Genomic DNA, 16,907 nt, shown 5'->3' with positions numbered 1-16,907 from the left:
GCCGGGACACCCTTGCGGGCCGGGACACGCTTGCGGGCCGGGGCACCCTTGCGGGCTTGGGCTCGGCGGGTCGGGCCGCCGTCCGTCGGGTCCGACGACGTCCGGTGGGGTCAGGCGCTGCGCGGGTGCGCGAGCGAGCGTGCGGGCGAGCCGGTGCCGGTGGTGCCGCGGGTGGTCCCGAGCGCCGCGTCCGGGGCGGGCCGCGGGCTCGGCAGCGCGGGCGGCGTCGCCGGTCGGGCCGTCGTGCGCTCCGCCCCGACGGGTGCCAGCGTCGTGCGGCACGCGTCGCACCAGTACGCCGGCTCGGCGTGCGAGGTGCGGGAGAACGTCACGACGACGACGTTCGTGGGCCGGTCCCCGCAGCCGGGGCAGGCCAGGTCGTGCACGCGCTCGCTGCCCGCGAACACGTGCGACTCGAGCCAGCGTCGCAGCTCGCTCGCGTCCGGGGCGGGGTGCGCCGCCCGTGTGTGTCCTCCGTTGGCCTCCACACCTGTCGGATCGGGTGCCGAGGCCCGGTTCTGAGCCGATCGGCGCCCGCGACCGGGTGAAGCCTGCCCGCAGGCCTGTCGGGCCGAGGTCCGTCGGGCCCGTGCCTCGGCGCCCGGCGGGCCGACGCCGTGCTGTGCCCGGCGCGCGGCGGGACACTCGCACCATGCCCGCCCGCCGGCCGCAGCAGCCGCTCGACGAGTACCGCGCCAAGCGGGACCCGTCGCGCACGCGCGAGCCCGTCCCGTCCGCGGACGCGCCGCTGCCCGCGGGCGACGGCCGGACGTTCGTCGTGCAGGAGCACCACGCCCGCGCGCTGCACTGGGACCTGCGCCTGGAGCGCGACGGCGTGCTGGTCTCGTGGGCCGTCCCCAAGGGTCTGCCGCAGGAGCCCGGTACGAACCACCTCGCGGTGCACACCGAGGACCACCCGATGGAGTACGCGACGTTCGAGGGGGAGATCGCCGCGGGCGAGTACGGCGGCGGGCAGATGTCGATCTGGGACCGCGGCACGTACGAGACGCTCAAGTGGTCCGACCGTGAGGTGCAGGTGGTCCTGCACGGGGAGCGCGTCGACGGCCGCTACGTGCTGTTCCGCACGCGCGGCCGGGGTGGTGGCGCGGCCGACGACGGCCGGAGCTGGATGGTGCACCGCATGGACCCGCCGACGCGCGCCGACTGGGCGCCGCTGCCCGACCTCGTTCGCCCCATGGCCGCGGTCCTGGGTGAGCTGCCCACCGACGACGACGCGTGGGCGTTCGAGATGAAGTGGGACGGCGTCCGTGCCGTCGCGTACGTCGACGGGGGCCGCGTCCGGCTGATGTCCCGCAACGACCTGGACGTGACGCGCTCGTACCCGGAGGTCGCGGGCCTCGGCGAGCAGCTGGGCGCGGTGCAGGCGGTGCTCGACGGCGAGCTCGTGACGTTCGACGCGCGCGGCGCGCCCGACTTCGGTCGCCTGCAGCAGCGGATGCACGTCGCCGACCCGGCCGTCGCCCGCCGCCTCGCGCAGTCCGTGCCCGTCGTCTACCTGGTGTTCGACGTCCTGCATCTCGACGGGCGCCCCACGCTCGACCTGCCGTACGACGAGCGACGCCGCCTGCTCGACGGCCTCGGCCTCGCGGGCCGCTCGTGGCAGACGCCACCGTCGTTCGACGGCCCCGGTGCGGCTGTGCTGGCGGCCAGCCGTGAGAACGGGCTCGAGGGCGTCCTCGCGAAGCGCCGGTCGTCGACCTACCGCCCGGGCCGCCGCTCGCCGGACTGGGTCAAGGTCAAGCACGTGCGGATGCAGGAGGTCGTGCTCGTCGGGTGGAAGCCCGGCAAGGGCGCGCGCGCCGACACCCTCGGCTCCCTGGTGCTCGGGGTGCCGGACGACGACGGCGTGCTGCGCCCCGCGGGCTCGGTCGGCACGGGCTTCACGCGCCGCGCCCTCGACGACCTGCTGCGACGCCTCACGCCGCTGCGGACGACGTCGTCGCCGTTCGTCGACCGCCTGCCCGCGCCGGAGACCCGCGACGTCCAGTGGGTCCGCCCCGACCTCGTCGGCGAGGTCGCGTTCGCGGAGTGGACGTCGGACCGGCGGCTGCGGCACCCGTCGTGGCGCGGCCTGCGCCCGGACAAGGACCCCACGCAGGTCCGCGTCGAGGCGTGACCCCGCCACCGCCGGGCGTGCGCCACCGCCGGGACGGCGGCACGATGGCGGTGCGCGGCGACGTGCCGCGCCACGGGTGCGGAGCAGCGCCCGCCCGCACGCCGGTCCGTCGACGTCGACGGCCCGCGTGACCGGAGGAGCCCATCGTGCACGTCTCCGACGTCCTGATCCCCGCCCCCTTGTCCGTCGAGACCACGACGACCGTCCGTGAGGCGGCCGACCTCATGCGCGAGCACGACGTCGGCGACCTGGTCGTCGTCGAGCAGGGCCGCCTCGTCGGCATCGTCACGGACCGCGACCTGGTCGTCCGCGTGCTGGCCGTGGGCGGCGTGCCGCAGGACCCGGTCGGCCAGGTGTGCACGGGCGCCCCGGTCGTCGTCGGCCCCGACGACGACGTGCAGACCGCGGCGCAGCTCATGGCCACGCACGCGGTCCGGCGCCTGCCCGTGGTGAGCGGCGGGGAGGTCGTCGGCATCGTGTCCCTGGGGGACCTGGCGGTCCGCCAGGACGCCGGGTCGGTGCTCGGCGCGATCTCGCAGGCACCCGCCACGTCCTGACCCGCGGGAGTCGCCAGGAGCGCCACGCGGGTGGACCCGGGTGCGCCCCCGACGACCCGTCACGTACCGTGAACGGATGACGAACGATGCGGCGCCCGTGCGCGCGGGCTGGTCCGAGCGGCTCGGCCGCGTGACGACCGCCGTGCGCAGCCTGCCCCGGCCCGTGCGGGTCGTCGCGGTCGCGTGCGTCGGCGGTGCCGTGGTGCTCGCGGGTGTCGCGATGCTCGTCCTGCCCGGCCCGGGCATCCTGGCGATCCTCGCCGGCCTGGCGATCCTCGCGTCGGAGTTCGTGTGGGCACGGCGTGTGCTGGACCGCAGCAAGGCGGCCGCGAAGGCGGGCGTCGACAAGGGCCGCGACGCCCTGCAGCGCCGCCGCTGACCTCGGGACGGATCCGGCCGGCCCGCCGCCCGCCCTCTGACGACGTCGCGGTCCGCCCGGCGTCAGACCGGCTGGCGGCCTCGCGGCCCGTTCAGCGTGCGGGGTGGTCGACGCCCCCGTACACCGGGTGGGCGCACAGGTCGTCGGTGCGGCTGTCGAGCAGGTGGCGCAGCGCCTGGTAGCGCCGCTCGGCGGCCCGACGGGCAGGACCGGCGGGCGACTGCTCGAGGTCCCGGTGCGCGCGGGCGGTGGTGGCCGCGACCTGGAACCAGCTGGCCCCCGCGAGCTCGGCGCGCAGGGCCTCCAGGACCTCGCGGTCGAGGTCGTGCTCGTCCGGCTGCGTCATGGTCGGCTCCTTCGCCTCACGTCCACCATCGTCGTCCCGACCTCTGACATCGCCGGGGTGCCACGCGGTGGGCGTGCCGCCCTGCGAGGAAGGAGCGGGCGGCGGGACGGCGCGGACGATGCGCGCGGGTGAACGGTGCGAGGCCATGGTCGTCGGGCCGGTCAGACGGTCACGGAGGTCAGCACGACCTCGTCGTGCGGGACGGCCGCGAACCGCTGCCCGGGGTAGCGCAGACCGCTGAAGTACGCGTTGACGTGCGCGACGATCTGCTCGCCGCCGACCCATGTGCCCGCGAGGCGTGCGCTGCGCGTGGTGTGGCAGTCGGACACGAGCGTGACGTCGTACCCGGCGGCGGCCGCGGACTGCCCGAGCGTGCGGACGCAGTAGTCGGACTGCGCCCCGGCGATGACGAGGTGGGTCACCCCGGTGCGGGCCAGGACGGACGGGAGGTCGCTGCCGGCGAGCGCGTCGCGGTACGACTTGTGGACGCGTGCCTCGCCGGGGAGCGGGACGAGCGCGGGGTGCAGGTCCCACCCGGCGGTGTCGCGGGCGAAGTCCTGGTCGTCCTGGATCCAGACGACCGGGGCGTCCTCGGTGCGGGCCCGCTCGGCGAGGGCGGCGGTGCGGGTCACGACGCCCTCGACGTCGACGCAGTCGCCGAGGACTCCGACCTGGAGGTCGACGAGGAGGACCGCCGTCCGCGTGGTAGCGCTCCCATACATGCTGCCGATTGTCCATCACGTCCCCTGCTGGAGGGAAATCGGCACTCCGGGGGAAAATCCGTGACGCCCGGATCGGGCGTCACGTGGTCGGTCGGATCTCCACGACGTCGCCGGGCCACATGATGGTGCGCACGAGTCGGGCGAGGTCCTGCACGTCGTCGGTCTCGATCACGTAGTAGCCGCCGAGCTGCTCGACGGTCTCCGCGTACGGGCCGTCCGCGACGACGACGCCGTCGTCGCCGAGCCGCACGACCAGCGCGGTCCCCGCGGGCTGGAGCTCCTCGCCGCCGACGACGGTGTGACCGCGTTCGGCGCACGCGGCCGCGAAGGCCTCGTGGTCGACGTACGCGGCGGCCTGCGCCGCGGCGTCGGCGGCCTCCCACATGGCCTCGTCGCCGCGGAGCAGCAGGACGTAGCGCTGAGCCATGGGGGTTCCTCCTGTCGGGTGGGACGGGCCGAGCCTGCCCGTCGTCCTCATGACGCGCGAGCAGCCCCCGGATCGACAGGGGGTGCGCGTCAGCCCAGGAACACCTGCGCGCACAGCGGCCCGCGCGGGCCGTCGACGCACGCGACGCCGATCGAGGTGAAGTTCGGCGACAGCAGGTTGGCCCGGTGACCGGGCGAGGCGAGCCAGGCGTCGACCGTGGCCTGTGCGGTCGGGTAGCCGACGGCCAGGTTCTCGCCGACGGTCCGCCCGCCGCACGCCGCGAGGATGGGCTCGAGCGGGTCGTGCTCGAAGCGGCCCTCGGCGACCAGCAGGGACGCGCGGGCGAGCGCCTGCTCCTGCGCGCACGCGGACACGGCGAGGTCGCCCAGGCCGGCGGCGCGGCGGGCGGCGTTGCCGAGCGTGACGATCTCGACGTCGGCGGGCTGTGGTGCGGTGGCGGCCGGTGCGGGTGCCGGGACCGGGTCGGTCGTGGCGGGCTGCGGGGCGGGCTGGCCGGCCGAGCCGGCACCCGAGCCGGCACCCGTGCCGGACCCCGCCGCGGTGTCGTCGCCGGTGCCCGTCCCGGCGTCCGGCGTCGGCGTCGCGGTGGGGGTCGGTTCGGCGGCCGTGGTGACGGTGGGGGAGGACGACGCCTCGGGCGTCGCGCCCCGGCTGCCGGAGCGGCTCGCGGCCTGCGCCTGCCGGGTGTCGAGCTCGGCGGCGGCGCGGACGGCGTCGCTGTCGCGGGTCGTGGCGGGCGACCCGAGGTACTGCGGTGCGGCGATCGCGGCGGCGGCGAGGCCGGCGGTCACGACGAGGGTCTCGACGACCAGGCGACGGCGCCGGCGGGGGCGGCGGGCCTTCTCCCGACGTCGCAGGTCACGGCGACGGGGGGCGGGAGAAGTGGGTGTCACGGCGCAGACGTTATCGGACCGTGACCTTGTCGCGCACCCTCGAGCAGGTCGCGTGTCCACCTGCGTGGACGCGGCCGGAGGGCGGCGGATCGTCCCGGTCTGCCGCCTCCGTCGGGGATTGCGCTTTCCATTCCGGTGTGGGACGTTGTGCGTGCATCGTGAGAAACCGGTTTCTCACGACCGAGGTCACCACTCCACCGGCGTCCCGAGACGAAGGAGTCTCATGCGCACCACGGTCCTCGTCCACCCGCCGACCGCCGTCGCCGCGGTCGCCGCCGTCGCCCTCACGGCCGCCCTGGGCGTCGTCGGCGCGCTGCCCGCGACGGCCGGCCCTGGCCCCTCGCCGTCACCCACCACGGCCCCCGCCCGGGACCTCGGCCGCGAGGTGATCGCACCCGGCGACGGGTGGGCGTCCTGGTCGGGCGTCACCCGGCCCGAGGGCGTCGCCCGCACCGCGGCCCCCACCACCGGCGGTGCCGCCGCCGGGCCGCGCGAGGTCTACGTCGTCGACACCTGGCAGGAGCTGCGCGACGCCCTCGCGGGCAAGCCCGGCGGCTCGCAGACCGACGCGCGCCGCAACACCGTGCCCCGGGTCGTCTACGTCCGCGGCACGATCGACGCCTGGGAGCGGCCCGACGGGACCCGCACCACCTGCGAGGACCTGCAGAGCCAGGTCACCGTCGAGGGCACCGGGGCGCCCTTCGCGATGAGCGACTACATCGCCGCGTTCGGCCCCGGCATCGACCCGTCCGGCCCGCTCGAGACCGCCCGCGTGGCGGCGGCCGCGCTGCAGGCGGCGCAGACGCTCCAGCACGTCGGCTCGAACGTGACGATCGTCGGCGTCGGGGACGACGCCACGATCGTCGGCGGCTCGCTGCGCGTCCGCGACGCGAGCAACGTGATCCTGCGCAACCTCACGCTGTCCGACGCCTACGACTGCTTCCCGCAGTGGGACGCGAACGACTCGGGCGGCAACTGGAACTCGGCCTACGACAACGTGTCCGTGTGGACCTCGACGAGCGTGTGGGTCGACCACAACACGTTCGACGACGGCGCCCACCCGCCGGCCACGCTCGACACCGTCTACGGGCGGCCGTTCGAGGTCCACGACGGGCTGATCGACATCACGCACGGCTCGGACCTCGTCACGGTGTCGCACAACGTGCTCGACGAGCACGACAAGACGTCGCTCGTCGGGTCGTCCGACTCCCGCACGCAGGACCGCGGCCAGCACCGGGTCACGTACCACCACAACCACTGGATCGACATCGGCCAGCGCGCCCCGCGCGTGCGGTACGGCGACGTGCACGTCTACAACGAGCTCTACGAGCAGACGAAGGCCGCGCTCTACCCGGACGGCGTCGGGTTCCAGTACTACCTCGGGGCCGGGCGCGAGAGCAGCGTCGTCGCGGAGGAGAACGTCTTCGAGCTGCTGCCCGCGACCGACCCGGCGAAGATCCTCGCCGGCTGGGGCGGGACGCAGGCGAAGATCACGGGCTCGCTCGTGAACGGTGCGCCGTTCGACGTGCTCGCCGCCTACAACGCGACCGCCGCCGCACCGCTGTCCGCCGACGTCCGGTGGGACCCGGCCGCCGCCTACTCGTCCCGTCCGCAGCCCGCCGCCGAGGTCGCCGCCACGGTCCGGGCGCAGGCCGGTGCCGGGGTGCTGCCGTCCGGGTCGCCCGCGTCCGACCGGGAGCCCGGCACGTTCCGGCTGTCGCACGACAACGGCTGGGACACGGGCCTGCACGACGGCGCCTACACCGTGACCGCCACGCTGTGGTGGGGGAGCAACGGCACCGTCGCCAAGCTCTACGAGGACGGCGTCCTCGTCGACGCCGCGTGGCTCGAGGGCACGTCGCCGGGTCGTCAGCAGGTCGCGTTCGACGTGACCGGCCGGACCAACGGGGAGCACGTGTACGTCGTCGAGGTCCTCAACCCGTGGGGCACGTCGACGTCGGCGCCGCTCACCGTGCAGGTCCGCGACGCCAACCCCGCGAAGGCCGTGCTGCGGCACGACAACCGTGACGGGGACGGCACGTTCACCGTCACCGCGAGCCTGTGGTGGGGCACCAACGCCGACACGTACGTGCTGTACCGCGACGGCGTCGAGGTCGACCGGCAGGCGCTCACGGCGGCCACGCCGCTCGCCCAGCGGGCGTCCACGGACGTGACCGGCCTGGCGCCCGGCACGTACGTCTTCACCGCCGAGCTCTCGAACGCGGCCGGGACGACCCCGACCGCACCGCTCACGGTCGTCGTGCGGCGCTGAGGCGCGGGTCGGCACCGGTCCTCGGGTGACTCGTGCCGAGCTGCCCTGACCAGGCACGACACGCGCGTCCGGGGACCATCGTCCCCGCCCTCCCCGCCGTCCGGGCCCTAGGGTTCGGACGGCGGGGCCGTTCGACGGAGGCCGGTCCCGGGAGCCACCGGAGGTGGAGGCCATGTCCGCGATGCGCGAGGACCTCGAGCAGCGCCGCGACGGCATGTGGACGGGCGCGTACGTCTCGCTCCTGCTCGTCGTCCCGTCGGTCTACGGGGCGGTCGTCGCTCCCGGGCTGGTCCTCAAGGGCGTCGTCATCGGCGTCGCCATGGCCCTCGCCCTCGCGGGCTACGTGCTCGGGACGTGCGCCCGGGACCTCGGCCGGGTCCTGCACGACACACTCCCGCCGGTGACGGCCGAGGCGGGGCTCGACCACACCGGTTGACGGCCCGCCGTCAGCCCGCCGTCAGCCCGTCGTCAGCACCACGAGCCGCTGCGTGGCGCGCGTCATCGCGACGTAGCGGTCGACGGCCCCCTCGACGCCCTCGCCGAACGCCTGCGGGTCGACGAGCACGACCAGGTCGAACTCGAGCCCCTTCGCGAGCGTCGGGGTCAGCGACCGGACCCGCGACGTCCCCGCGAACGCGGGGTCGCCGATGACGCACGCGATCCCCTCGGTGTGGGAGGCGAGCCAGTCGTCGAGGACCCGCCCGAGGTCCGACGCCGGGCCGTGCAGGACCGGGACGCCCGTGCTGCGGATCGACGTCGGCACGTTCGCGTCGGGCACGGCGGCGCGGACGACCGGCTCGGCCTCCGCCATGACCTCCCGGGGCGTCCGGTAGTTGATGCTCAGTGACGCCAGGCTCAGGCGGTCGACGCCGACCCGCTCCAGCCGCTCCCGCCACGACTCCGTGAACCCGTGCCGTGCCTGGGCGCGGTCGCCGACGACCGTCAGGCTCCTCGACGGGCAGCGCCGCAGGACCATGCGCCACTCGGCGTCCGTGAGCTCCTGCGCCTCGTCGACGACGACGTGCGCGAACGGGCCGGCGAGCGCGTCCGGGTCGGGCCTGGGGAGTGCCGAGCTGTCGACCAGGGCGTCGCGCAGGTCCTGCCCGCGCAGCATCTGCATGAGCCCGAGCTCGGTGTCGTCGTTGGCGACCAGGTCGTCGACGACCCGGTCCATGTACTGCCGCTCCGCCGCGAGCGTCGCCTCGTGCCGGCTGCGGCGTCGGGACGCCTCCGGGTCGCCGAGCCGCTGCCGGGCCGCGTCGAGCAGGGGCAGGTCGGACACCGTCCACGCCCGCGGGTCGTCGCGCTGCAGCAGCGCGACCTGGTCGGGCGTCAGCCACGGCGCGCACAGGCGCAGGTAGGCGGGCACGGACAACAGGTCGGCGACGAGGTCGGCGGGCTCGAGCAGCGGCCACGCACGGTTCAGTGCCGTGACCAGGTCGCGGTCCCGCAGCAGCGCCTGCCGCAGCGCGCCGCGGTCGACGTCGTCGTCCTCGACCTTGTCGACGAGGATCTCCACGAGCGCGTCGCGGACCTGGTCGCGCGCCTCGTTGTGCGGCGTCCCCGGCTCGGGCGCGTCGAACGCCTCCGCCCAGTCGCCGGGGCTGACCCACGTGTCCGCCCACGGCGTGGAGACCTCCAGGCCCTGCGTCGGCGGGCGCTCGGAGAACCGGACCGCGGGCTCGACGGCGGCGACCATCGCCGCCGTCGCCTTGAGCCGCGCGACCTCGGGATCGGTCTCGACGCCCGCCGTCGCCCCCTCGGGCACGAGGTCGCGCAGCGTGCACGTCCGCACGCCCTCCTCGCCGAGGCTGGGCAGCACGTCCTCGACGTAGTCCAGGTAGGGGCGGTGCGGGCCGACGAACAGCACGCCGCCGCGGCGGTGCCCGAGCCGCGGGTCGGCGTACAGCAGGTACGCGGTGCGGTGCAGCGCGACGACCGTCTTGCCCGTGCCCGGGCCGCCGTCGACCACGAGCGCGCCGTCGGCCCCCGCGCGGACCACGGCGTCCTGGTCGGCCGCGATCGTCGACAGGACGTCCCGCATCCGCGGCGACCGGCTCGCGCCGAGGCTCGCGACGAACGCCGACTGGTCGTCCAGCGCCGCGTTGCCCTCGAGGCCGTCGGGCGTGAACACCTCGTCCCAGTAGTCGCCGACCCGGCCCGCGGTCCACCGGTACCGGCGACGGCTCGCCAGGCCCATGGGGTCGGCGTGCGTCGCGGCGAAGAACGGCTCGGCGACCGGCGAGCGCCAGTCGACCAGCAGCCGGCGGTCCGCACCGTCCGACAGGCCCAGACGCCCGACGTACACCGGCGGCGACCCGTCCGCGGGGACGATCCGGCCCAGGCACAGGTCCAGGCCGAAGCGGCGCAGCGTGCGCAGCCGCGCCGTCAGGCGGTGCACCTCCTGGTCGCGCTCCAGGGCCTGCTCGCCCGAGCGGCCGGGTGACCGGCGCGCGACGTCCAGGCGCTCGGTGAGGTCCGCGACGGTCCGTTCGAGGGTCGCCGCGATGTCCGCGAAGTGCCGCTCGTCGGACGCGACGAGCGCCGGGTCGGCCTTGGCGGCGAGGTGCTGGGGGAGGTCGAACGCGGTCGTGACGGAAGGCATGGGCCGGGATTCTTCTCCGCGACGGGGGCCTTGCCGCAAGACCCCCTGTGCTCTATAAGTTGAAGAAGGAGGGGACGAGCGCCCCTCCTTCTTCGTGCCCGGCGGCCGTCACCCACCCGGCAGCAGTCAGGCTCCGTCGGCGTCGTCCAGCATCTGCACGAGCCGGTCGACGAACGCCGACTGCGCCGCGACGACGACCGTCCGCGCCTCGTCCGGACCGAACCAGGCGGCCCGGTCGACCTCGGGTACCGACAGCGTCCGCCCGGACCGCGGCGGCCACTCGACCTCGACGAGGTTGCTCCGCACCGACGACTCGTCGAACGCCCCCTCACGAGCCCACACGCGCACGACCTTGCCGCCGCTCTGCCGGACCGACCCGAGGTCGAGGTCCGCGACGTCCGCCCGTGGCGGCGGCGATCCCAGCTCCTCGGTGAACTCCCGCTCCGCGACCGCGTGCAGGTCCTCCTCGCCGGGGTCCGGCTCGCCCTTCGGCACCGACCACGCGCGCTCGTGCTTGCGCGCCCAGAACGGGCCGCCCATGTGCCCGAGGAGCACCTCGACCCCGTCGTCGGTGCGGCGGTAGAGGAGCAGCCCGGCACTGGTGCGGCCCGTCACGGGTCGGTCAGCCCTTGCCGAGCGCGTCGATCGCGGCGACCTCGTCGGCCGACAGCTCGAAGCCCAGCGCGCCCAGGTTCTCCTCCAGACGGTGCTGCTTGACCGACTTCGGGATGACGACGACGTCGTGCTGCACGTGCCACCGCAGCACGACCTGTGCGGGCGTCACGCCGTGCGCCCGGGCCGCCCCCGCGATCGCAGGGGCGTCCAGGTCGGTGCGCTTGAGCGGGCTGTACCCCTCGACGACCACGCCACGCTCGCGGTGCGCCGCCAGCAGCGCCGGGTCGTGGTCGACGGGGCTGTACGGGATCTGGTTGACGGCCGGCGCCTCACCGGTCGCCTCGATGAGCTCGTCGATCTGCGCGATCGAGTAGTTCGACACCCCGATGGACCGCACCAGGCCCTCGTCGCGTGCCTTGACGAACTCGCGCCACGTGCTCGGCGTCGCCTGCTTGTTCGGCGGCCAGTGCACCAGCCACAGGTCCAGGTGGTCCGTCCCGAGCGCGGCGAGCGACTCCATGAGTGTCTGCCGCTCACGGCCCGCGTGGTCCGGAGGGAGCTTCGTCGTGACGAACACGTCGCCGCGGTCGATCCCGACCGTCGCGAGCGCACGGCCGACCTCGGCCTCGTTGCCGTAGCCCGTGGCGGTGTCGACGTGCCGGTAGCCGAGCTGCAGCGCCGCGCTCACCGCGCGCTCCGCGTCACCGCCCTCCGACTGCCAGGTGCCGAGGCCGAGGACGGGGATGGCGCCGCCGGGCAGCGCCAGGGTGGGGGTCGTGGGGGTGGTCATGCGTCCATCCTCACCCGCGGCCCCGGGCGACGCGCGCGGGCGGTCCTCACCCGGTCGGGCGGTCGCCGCGGACGTCCATGCGTTCGTACACTTGTTCGATGGTGCGCGAGGTCGACTGGTCGAAGTGGCAGCGGACGCCACGCGGCTGGATGCGCGTGCCGCCCCCGGCGTGCCCCGCGGGCCACCGCTGGACCACCAGTGGGCCCGGACGGCCGTCGGAGCGGTTCGTCACGTGCGGGTGCACGATCGACCGGCACCACACCCTGTGGGTCTGCCCGACGTGCGGCATGCACTGCGCCGAGGGGTGCCACGACGTGGCGCTCTGGGCGGGGAGCACGGTGTCCGTGGGGATCACGGTCGAGCGCCGGGGGCGGGTGTAGGGAGATCGCGTACCGCGGGGCGACCGAGAGCGAGTCACCCAGGGCGTTCGACGGCAGGTCTGGCGACGGGGGCGCCCGGAGGCTCTCGGAGCATCAACCGTCCGCGGCGCGCCGACGACGCCTGGCGCGCTCCCGGGCCTGCGCCCGCACGTGCCGGGAGAACCCGGTGGCGGCGAGGGTGTCGAGCACGCGCAGATCGGTCGCGGTATGGCACGCCCGACGTTGCGCCCAGGCGCTCCAGGTGTCGGCAGGCTCGTGCGCGTCGGCGTCGCCGGCGGCCGCCGCCCGGACGAGGGCGACGTCGAGCGCTCGCTGTTCGACCACGAGCTGTTCCCGGCTGCCGGGAGAGAGGACGCCGAGCGCAGCGCGGGCGAGGTCAGGGTCGTCGCCCTCGATGAACCCGAACAGGGGGCTCAGCGCCATGACCTGGTCAGGTTCTCCGCGGAGCGCGTCGAGCAGGAGACGGTGCAGCGAGGGGTCCTCCATCGCCAGCCGGTAGGCATCCCAGTGGAGGTGCCCGTGCTCGGAGACCCGTTCCTCGTCGATGAGTCGCCGGCCGAGTCGGTGGCACAGCTCCTGGTAGGCGGCAGCCGCCGTCGCCGCGTCGCGGGACCACTCCGGTGGGTTCGCGACGCGCCTCGCCGACCGCTCCGACCCCGTCACCTCGTGAGTGTCGCAGGAAACGGCTCAGGAGTCGGACGCCTCGACCCTGGCCGGATACTGGCCCGATGCGGGCGCTCAGGGGCGGGTCGGTGGTCGTCGTGGTGGCGGCGGTGCTCGTGGGGGCGTGCTCGGCGGAGGCGGTGCCCGTCGCTACGCCGTCGACCGTCACGGTCGCGCCCGTGCCGTCGCCGAAGAGCGCGCCGCCGAGTCCCGTCGCGCCGACGCCAACCTCGACGCCCACGCCGACGTCGGCGTTCGTCGGGACGGTCGCCGTCCTGACGCCCGACCTCGTCGAGCGGATGGCGGCGTCGTGGCGGCCCGGATGCCCGGTGCCGCTGGAGGACCTGCGGTACGTGACGGTGACGCACCACGGGTTCGAGGGGCAGGTCGTGCAGGGCGAGCTCGTCGTGCACGCGGACGTCGCGGACGGGATCGTCGGTGTCTTCCGGGCGCTGTTCGACGCGGGCTACCCGATCCGGTCGATGCGGCTCGTGGACGACTTCGGGGCCGACGACGACGCGTCGATGGCGGCGGACAACACCTCCGCGTTCAACTGCCGGGCGATCACGGGCGGGACGGAGTGGTCGGAGCACGCGTACGGGCGGGCGATCGACGTGAACCCCGTCGAGAACCCGTACGTGAGGGGGCGGCACGTGGCGCCGCCAGCGGGGCGGGAGTTCGCCGAGCGGACGGCCCGGCCGGGCGTGATCCTGGAGGGCGACGCGGTCGTGCAGGCGTTCGCGGCGGCGGGGTGGCACTGGGGTGGGGACTGGGCGTCGCCGGTCGACTACCAGCACTTCTCGGTGTCGGGGCGCTGACCACGGCGTCGGGCGGCTGACGGCGGCGTCGGGTGACTGCTGTCGGCGTCGTGCCGCGGATGCGGGCGGCGGCCGGGGCGGGTGACCTCAGTCGTCGGGGTGCTGGTCGTGGCCGTGGCGGCGGGGCACGGTGCCGACGACGGCGAGCTCGACGAACTCGTCGACGTGCAGGGCCCGCAGCGCGGCGCGGACGGGTGCGGGGACGAGGCGGGAGCCCGCGTCGCCGCGCAGCCGGACGGGGTCGTCGAGGACGAGGACGCGGCCGCCGCGCACCAGGCGCGCGCCGCCCGTGGCGTCGATGTTGTGCAGCCACTGCACGTCGGGACCGTAGGTGAGGGCGATGACCATGCCGCGGGGGGTGCGGAACGCCATGACGGGCGTCCGGTAGCGGCGGCCGGAGGTGCGGCCGACGTGGTGCAGGGTCGCGAGCGGGGGGACGCGGTCGGAGACGAGCCCCATGAGCGGGTTGGTGACGGCGCGGTTGACCCGCGTCACCCAGTGGGGGATCGGCATGGTGCGACGGTACCGAGGTCCGCGTCGGGCGGCAGCCGCGCCCGCGGCGGAGGGGCAGGCGGAGGGGCACGGGACGGGGCGGGCGCAGAAGGTAGGCGCGCGACGCGACGCCCGCCACCCGGGGCCTCGGCGTGTCGTCACGGGTCTCGCTGGGCGGGACCCGAGTTGCCTCCTCGCGCCGGACCTGTCCACGGTGGAGAGGTCCGCAGCGCTGCTCCGGGAGTCGTCCGGAGCGGTGTTCCCCGGCAAGAGAGGAGCCGCCGTGCTCACCCTGACCGAGAACGCCCGCACCGCCGTCCGGACCCTCACCGAGCGTGCCGGCCTGCCCGACGAGACGGGTGGTCTGCGCATCGCCGAGCAGGACGCGGGAGGGTTCGAGCTCGCGCTCGTGCCCGAGCCCGTCCCGGGTGACGACGTGGTGGCCGAGTCCGGCGCCCGCGTGTACGTCGACCCGCGCACGTCGCTGTCGTTGTCGGACCAGCGCCTGGACGTCGAGCCCGCCGCGAGCGGCTCGAGCTTCACGCTCGTCCCGCAGTGACCGTGGTGCCGTGAGGGTGTCCCCTCGCGGCGACCCATGAGCCCGGTCCCGGTGCGCCTCGCTTCCCCCTCCTTCGCGGGAGCGCGCCGGGACCGTCCCCGGGCGGTGCGGCGGGCACGACGCCGCACAGGGCTCCGCCCGACACCGGCAGCGGGGCGGGAGGCGTCACTCCTGCCCCGCTGTCCGGCGTCCGGGCTCGGTGGCGAGGGCAGGACGCGTCGCCGTCTGACCGTTGACCCTCGGCGGCCTGTCAACGTAGGTTGACATCATGCCCACCGACACCCCGCTCACCGTCGACCCCGGCGACGCGCCGTCGACGTCCGGCCCACCACCCGCCGGACCGTCGACGCCCGACGCCCCCGAGACCGCGCTCCCGCGTGGCGAGCGCATGCGCATCCTGCTCGCGTTCGCCCGCCCCCACCGCCGCACGCTGGCCCTCGGCCTCGTCCTCGGCCTCCTCACGACCGCCATGGGGCTCGCGACACCCATGGTCACCAAGTGGGTCCTCGACTCCCTCACCGGGTCGCAGGACCTCGCCACGCCCGTCGCGGTCCTCGTCGGGCTGCTGCTCGTCGGGTCCGCCGTCGGGCTCGCGCAGTGGATCCTCATGGGCACCGTCGCCGAGGGGATCGTCTACGACGCCCGCCGCTCGCTCGTCGAGCACTTCCTGCGGGCGACGGTCCCCGCCGTGACGCGTCGCCCCGTCGGCGAGCTCGTGACCCGCACGACGTCCGACACCGTGCTGCTGCGCGAGGCGGCGTCGTCGAGCCTCATCAGCCTGGTCAACGGCACGATCGCGCTCGTCGGGACGCTCGTGCTCATGGCCGTGCTCGACCTCGTCCTGCTCAGCACGACGATCGCGTCGATCATCCTGGTCGGCGCCGTCATGGCGGTGCTGCTGCCGGGCATCGGGGCCGCGCAGCAGGCGTCGCAGGAGTCGATGGGCCACCTCGGCGGGACGCTCGAAGGCACGCTCCGGGCGGTCCGGACCGTCAAGTCGAGCCGTGCCGAGGGCCGGCAGGGCGAGCGGATCCTCGCCGACGCCCGCGACGCGCGCGACCACGCCGTCCGGGCCGTGCGGACCACCGCGGTCGCGTGGACGGTGTCGTGGGGCGGCATCCAGCTCGCGATCGTCGTCATCCTGGGGCTCGGCGCGTGGCGCGTGTCCGAGGGGCTGCTCGCGGTGTCGAGCCTGGTCGCGTTCCTGCTCTACGCGTTCAACATCGTCGGCCCCATCACGGAGCTCACGCAGTCGTTCACGACGCTCCAGTCCGGCATCGCGGCCGCCGCCCGCATCCGCGAGGTGACGAGCATGGAGACCGAGGAGCCGCCGGTCACCCCCGTGACGCCCGCGCCCCTGACCCGTACGCCCGACGCCGCGACACCGGTCGTCGAGCTCCGCGGCGTGACCGCCGCCTACGGGCCGGACAACCCGCCGGCGGTCCGCGACGTGTCGTTCGCCGTCCCACGGCGCGGCCACACCGCCCTGGTGGGACCGTCGGGCGCGGGCAAGACGACGATCTTCTCGCTGCTGCTGCGGTTCCTGGAGCCCCAGGACGGCGAGCTGCTGCTCGACGGCGTGCCGTTCGCTCAGGTCGGCCACGACGCGCTGCGGCAGCGGTTCGCGTACGTCGAGCAGGAGACGCCGATCGTGCCCGGCACGATTCGGGACAACCTGCTGTTCAGCGCGCCCCACGCCACGCCCGAGCAGGTCGACGACGTGCTGCGCGCGGTCCGGCTCGACGGCGCGTTCGACGCGCTGCCCGACGGCCTCGACACGTCGCTCACGTCCACGTCCGTCTCGGGCGGGCAGCGTCAGCGGATCGCCCTGGCGCGGGCGCTGCTGCGCTCTCCGGAGGTGCTGCTGCTCGACGAGGCGACCGCGCAGGTCGACGGCCTGACCGAGGCGGCCGTGCACGACTGCATCCGGTCGGCGGCGGCGACGGGCGCGGTCGTGACGGTCGCGCACCGCCTCTCGACGGTCATCGACGCCGACACGATCCTCGTGATGGAGGAGGGCCGGGTCCGGGCGCGCGGCACGCACGAGGAGCTGCTCGCGAGCGACGACCTCTACCGCGACCTGGTCGAGGCGCTGCGCATCGGCGTCGAGCTCCCGCCGCGCGCACCCCAGCCCGCCTGACACGCGCCGCGCCCGCCCGACACGCACCGAGGTCGTGACTTCGCGCCGAGGTCGTGACCTGGAGGTCACGACCTCGGGCGGAAGTCACGAC

At 75.2% G+C, this 16,907-nt stretch carries 19 protein-coding genes; 9 read left to right on the top strand and 10 right to left on the bottom strand.

Annotated elements, in window-relative coordinates; genetic code table 11:
- Positions 1–110: 110 nt before the first annotated feature.
- Positions 111–488: a hypothetical protein gene (locus CBZ_RS05430; protein WP_130780570.1), complete on the bottom strand. Its 378-nt coding sequence runs from the start codon at positions 486–488 to the stop codon at positions 111–113.
- 164 nt (positions 489–652) lie between these two features.
- Here CBZ_RS05430 and ligD point away from each other — a divergent pair, with 164 nt between their 5' ends.
- From ligD to CBZ_RS05415, 3 genes are all read left to right on the top strand, one after another.
- Complete coding sequence (gene ligD / locus CBZ_RS05425; protein ID WP_130780569.1) at positions 653–2,137, top strand: non-homologous end-joining DNA ligase; 1,485 nt, start codon at positions 653–655, stop codon at positions 2,135–2,137.
- A gap of 146 nt (positions 2,138–2,283) precedes the next feature.
- Complete coding sequence (locus tag CBZ_RS05420) at positions 2,284–2,694, top strand: CBS domain-containing protein (RefSeq protein WP_307720745.1); 411 nt, start codon at positions 2,284–2,286, stop codon at positions 2,692–2,694.
- Between the two features lie 76 nt (positions 2,695–2,770).
- Positions 2,771–3,073 (top strand): PGPGW domain-containing protein, encoded by a 303-nt coding sequence (locus CBZ_RS05415; RefSeq protein WP_130780567.1) that lies wholly within the window; start codon positions 2,771–2,773, stop codon positions 3,071–3,073.
- 91 nt (positions 3,074–3,164) lie between these two features.
- Here the strand turns inward: CBZ_RS05415 and CBZ_RS05410 are convergent, their stop codons facing one another.
- The 4 genes from CBZ_RS05410 to CBZ_RS05395 form a co-directional block, all read right to left on the bottom strand.
- On the bottom strand, positions 3,165–3,419 hold the full coding sequence (locus tag CBZ_RS05410) for a hypothetical protein (RefSeq protein ID WP_130780566.1): 255 nt from the start codon (positions 3,417–3,419) through the stop codon (positions 3,165–3,167).
- Positions 3,420–3,580: 161 nt separating this feature from the next.
- Positions 3,581–4,141, bottom strand: coding sequence for an isochorismatase family protein (locus CBZ_RS05405; RefSeq protein ID WP_130780565.1), 561 nt, complete (start codon positions 4,139–4,141; stop codon positions 3,581–3,583).
- A 79-nt stretch (positions 4,142–4,220) separates the two neighbouring features.
- A complete protein-coding gene (locus tag CBZ_RS05400) occupies positions 4,221–4,568 on the bottom strand; it encodes a YciI family protein (RefSeq protein ID WP_130780564.1) in 348 nt (115 codons plus the stop codon).
- Between the two features lie 89 nt (positions 4,569–4,657).
- Entirely contained in the window at positions 4,658–5,482 is an 825-nt protein-coding gene (locus CBZ_RS05395; protein ID WP_165446665.1) for a CAP domain-containing protein, read from the bottom strand.
- A 223-nt stretch (positions 5,483–5,705) separates the two neighbouring features.
- On the opposite strand from CBZ_RS05395, the gene CBZ_RS05390 reads away from it, so the two are divergent.
- Both CBZ_RS05390 and CBZ_RS20755 read left to right on the top strand, forming a co-directional pair.
- Complete coding sequence (locus CBZ_RS05390; protein ID WP_130780562.1) at positions 5,706–7,754, top strand: pectate lyase family protein; 2,049 nt, start codon at positions 5,706–5,708, stop codon at positions 7,752–7,754.
- 172 nt (positions 7,755–7,926) lie between these two features.
- Entirely contained in the window at positions 7,927–8,190 is a 264-nt protein-coding gene (locus CBZ_RS20755) for a hypothetical protein (RefSeq protein WP_165446664.1), read from the top strand.
- A gap of 21 nt (positions 8,191–8,211) precedes the next feature.
- Here CBZ_RS20755 and helR read toward each other — a convergent pair whose 3' ends face one another.
- The 3 genes from helR to CBZ_RS05370 form a co-directional block, all read right to left on the bottom strand.
- On the bottom strand, positions 8,212–10,359 hold the full coding sequence (helR, locus tag CBZ_RS05380) for an RNA polymerase recycling motor ATPase HelR (RefSeq protein WP_130780561.1): 2,148 nt from the start codon (positions 10,357–10,359) through the stop codon (positions 8,212–8,214).
- A gap of 126 nt (positions 10,360–10,485) precedes the next feature.
- The gene (locus tag CBZ_RS05375; protein WP_130780560.1) at positions 10,486–10,974 is read right to left on the bottom strand and encodes an NUDIX hydrolase; all 489 of its coding nucleotides are present in this window, start codon (positions 10,972–10,974) and stop codon (positions 10,486–10,488) included.
- A gap of 7 nt (positions 10,975–10,981) precedes the next feature.
- Complete coding sequence (locus CBZ_RS05370) at positions 10,982–11,764, bottom strand: aldo/keto reductase (RefSeq protein WP_130780559.1); 783 nt, start codon at positions 11,762–11,764, stop codon at positions 10,982–10,984.
- A 98-nt stretch (positions 11,765–11,862) separates the two neighbouring features.
- Here CBZ_RS05370 and CBZ_RS05365 point away from each other — a divergent pair, with 98 nt between their 5' ends.
- Entirely contained in the window at positions 11,863–12,144 is a 282-nt protein-coding gene (locus CBZ_RS05365; RefSeq protein WP_130780558.1) for a hypothetical protein, read from the top strand.
- A gap of 93 nt (positions 12,145–12,237) precedes the next feature.
- On the opposite strand, the gene CBZ_RS05360 is transcribed toward CBZ_RS05365, so the two are convergent.
- On the bottom strand, positions 12,238–12,807 hold the full coding sequence (locus CBZ_RS05360; RefSeq protein ID WP_130780557.1) for a hypothetical protein: 570 nt from the start codon (positions 12,805–12,807) through the stop codon (positions 12,238–12,240).
- A gap of 65 nt (positions 12,808–12,872) precedes the next feature.
- Here CBZ_RS05360 and CBZ_RS05355 point away from each other — a divergent pair, with 65 nt between their 5' ends.
- Positions 12,873–13,625, top strand: coding sequence for a M15 family metallopeptidase (locus tag CBZ_RS05355; protein ID WP_130780556.1), 753 nt, complete (start codon positions 12,873–12,875; stop codon positions 13,623–13,625).
- An 87-nt stretch (positions 13,626–13,712) separates the two neighbouring features.
- Here the strand turns inward: CBZ_RS05355 and CBZ_RS05350 are convergent, their stop codons facing one another.
- Positions 13,713–14,138: a nitroreductase family deazaflavin-dependent oxidoreductase gene (locus CBZ_RS05350; protein ID WP_130780555.1), complete on the bottom strand. Its 426-nt coding sequence runs from the start codon at positions 14,136–14,138 to the stop codon at positions 13,713–13,715.
- Positions 14,139–14,400: 262 nt separating this feature from the next.
- Between CBZ_RS05350 and CBZ_RS05345 the strand changes: the two genes are divergently transcribed.
- Together CBZ_RS05345 and CBZ_RS05340 are read left to right on the top strand one after the other, a co-directional pair.
- On the top strand, positions 14,401–14,676 hold the full coding sequence (locus CBZ_RS05345; RefSeq protein WP_130780554.1) for an iron-sulfur cluster assembly accessory protein: 276 nt from the start codon (positions 14,401–14,403) through the stop codon (positions 14,674–14,676).
- A gap of 268 nt (positions 14,677–14,944) precedes the next feature.
- Positions 14,945–16,816: an ABC transporter ATP-binding protein gene (locus CBZ_RS05340; RefSeq protein WP_218022714.1), complete on the top strand. Its 1,872-nt coding sequence runs from the start codon at positions 14,945–14,947 to the stop codon at positions 16,814–16,816.
- Positions 16,817–16,907 lie beyond the last annotated feature (91 nt).

This window comes from Cellulomonas biazotea, from assembly GCF_004306155.1.
GTDB classification, from domain to species: Bacteria; Actinomycetota; Actinomycetes; order Actinomycetales; family Cellulomonadaceae; genus Cellulomonas; species Cellulomonas biazotea.
Note: the sequence above shows the minus strand (reverse complement) of the source record. Positions and strands in the feature narration are given on the sequence as shown.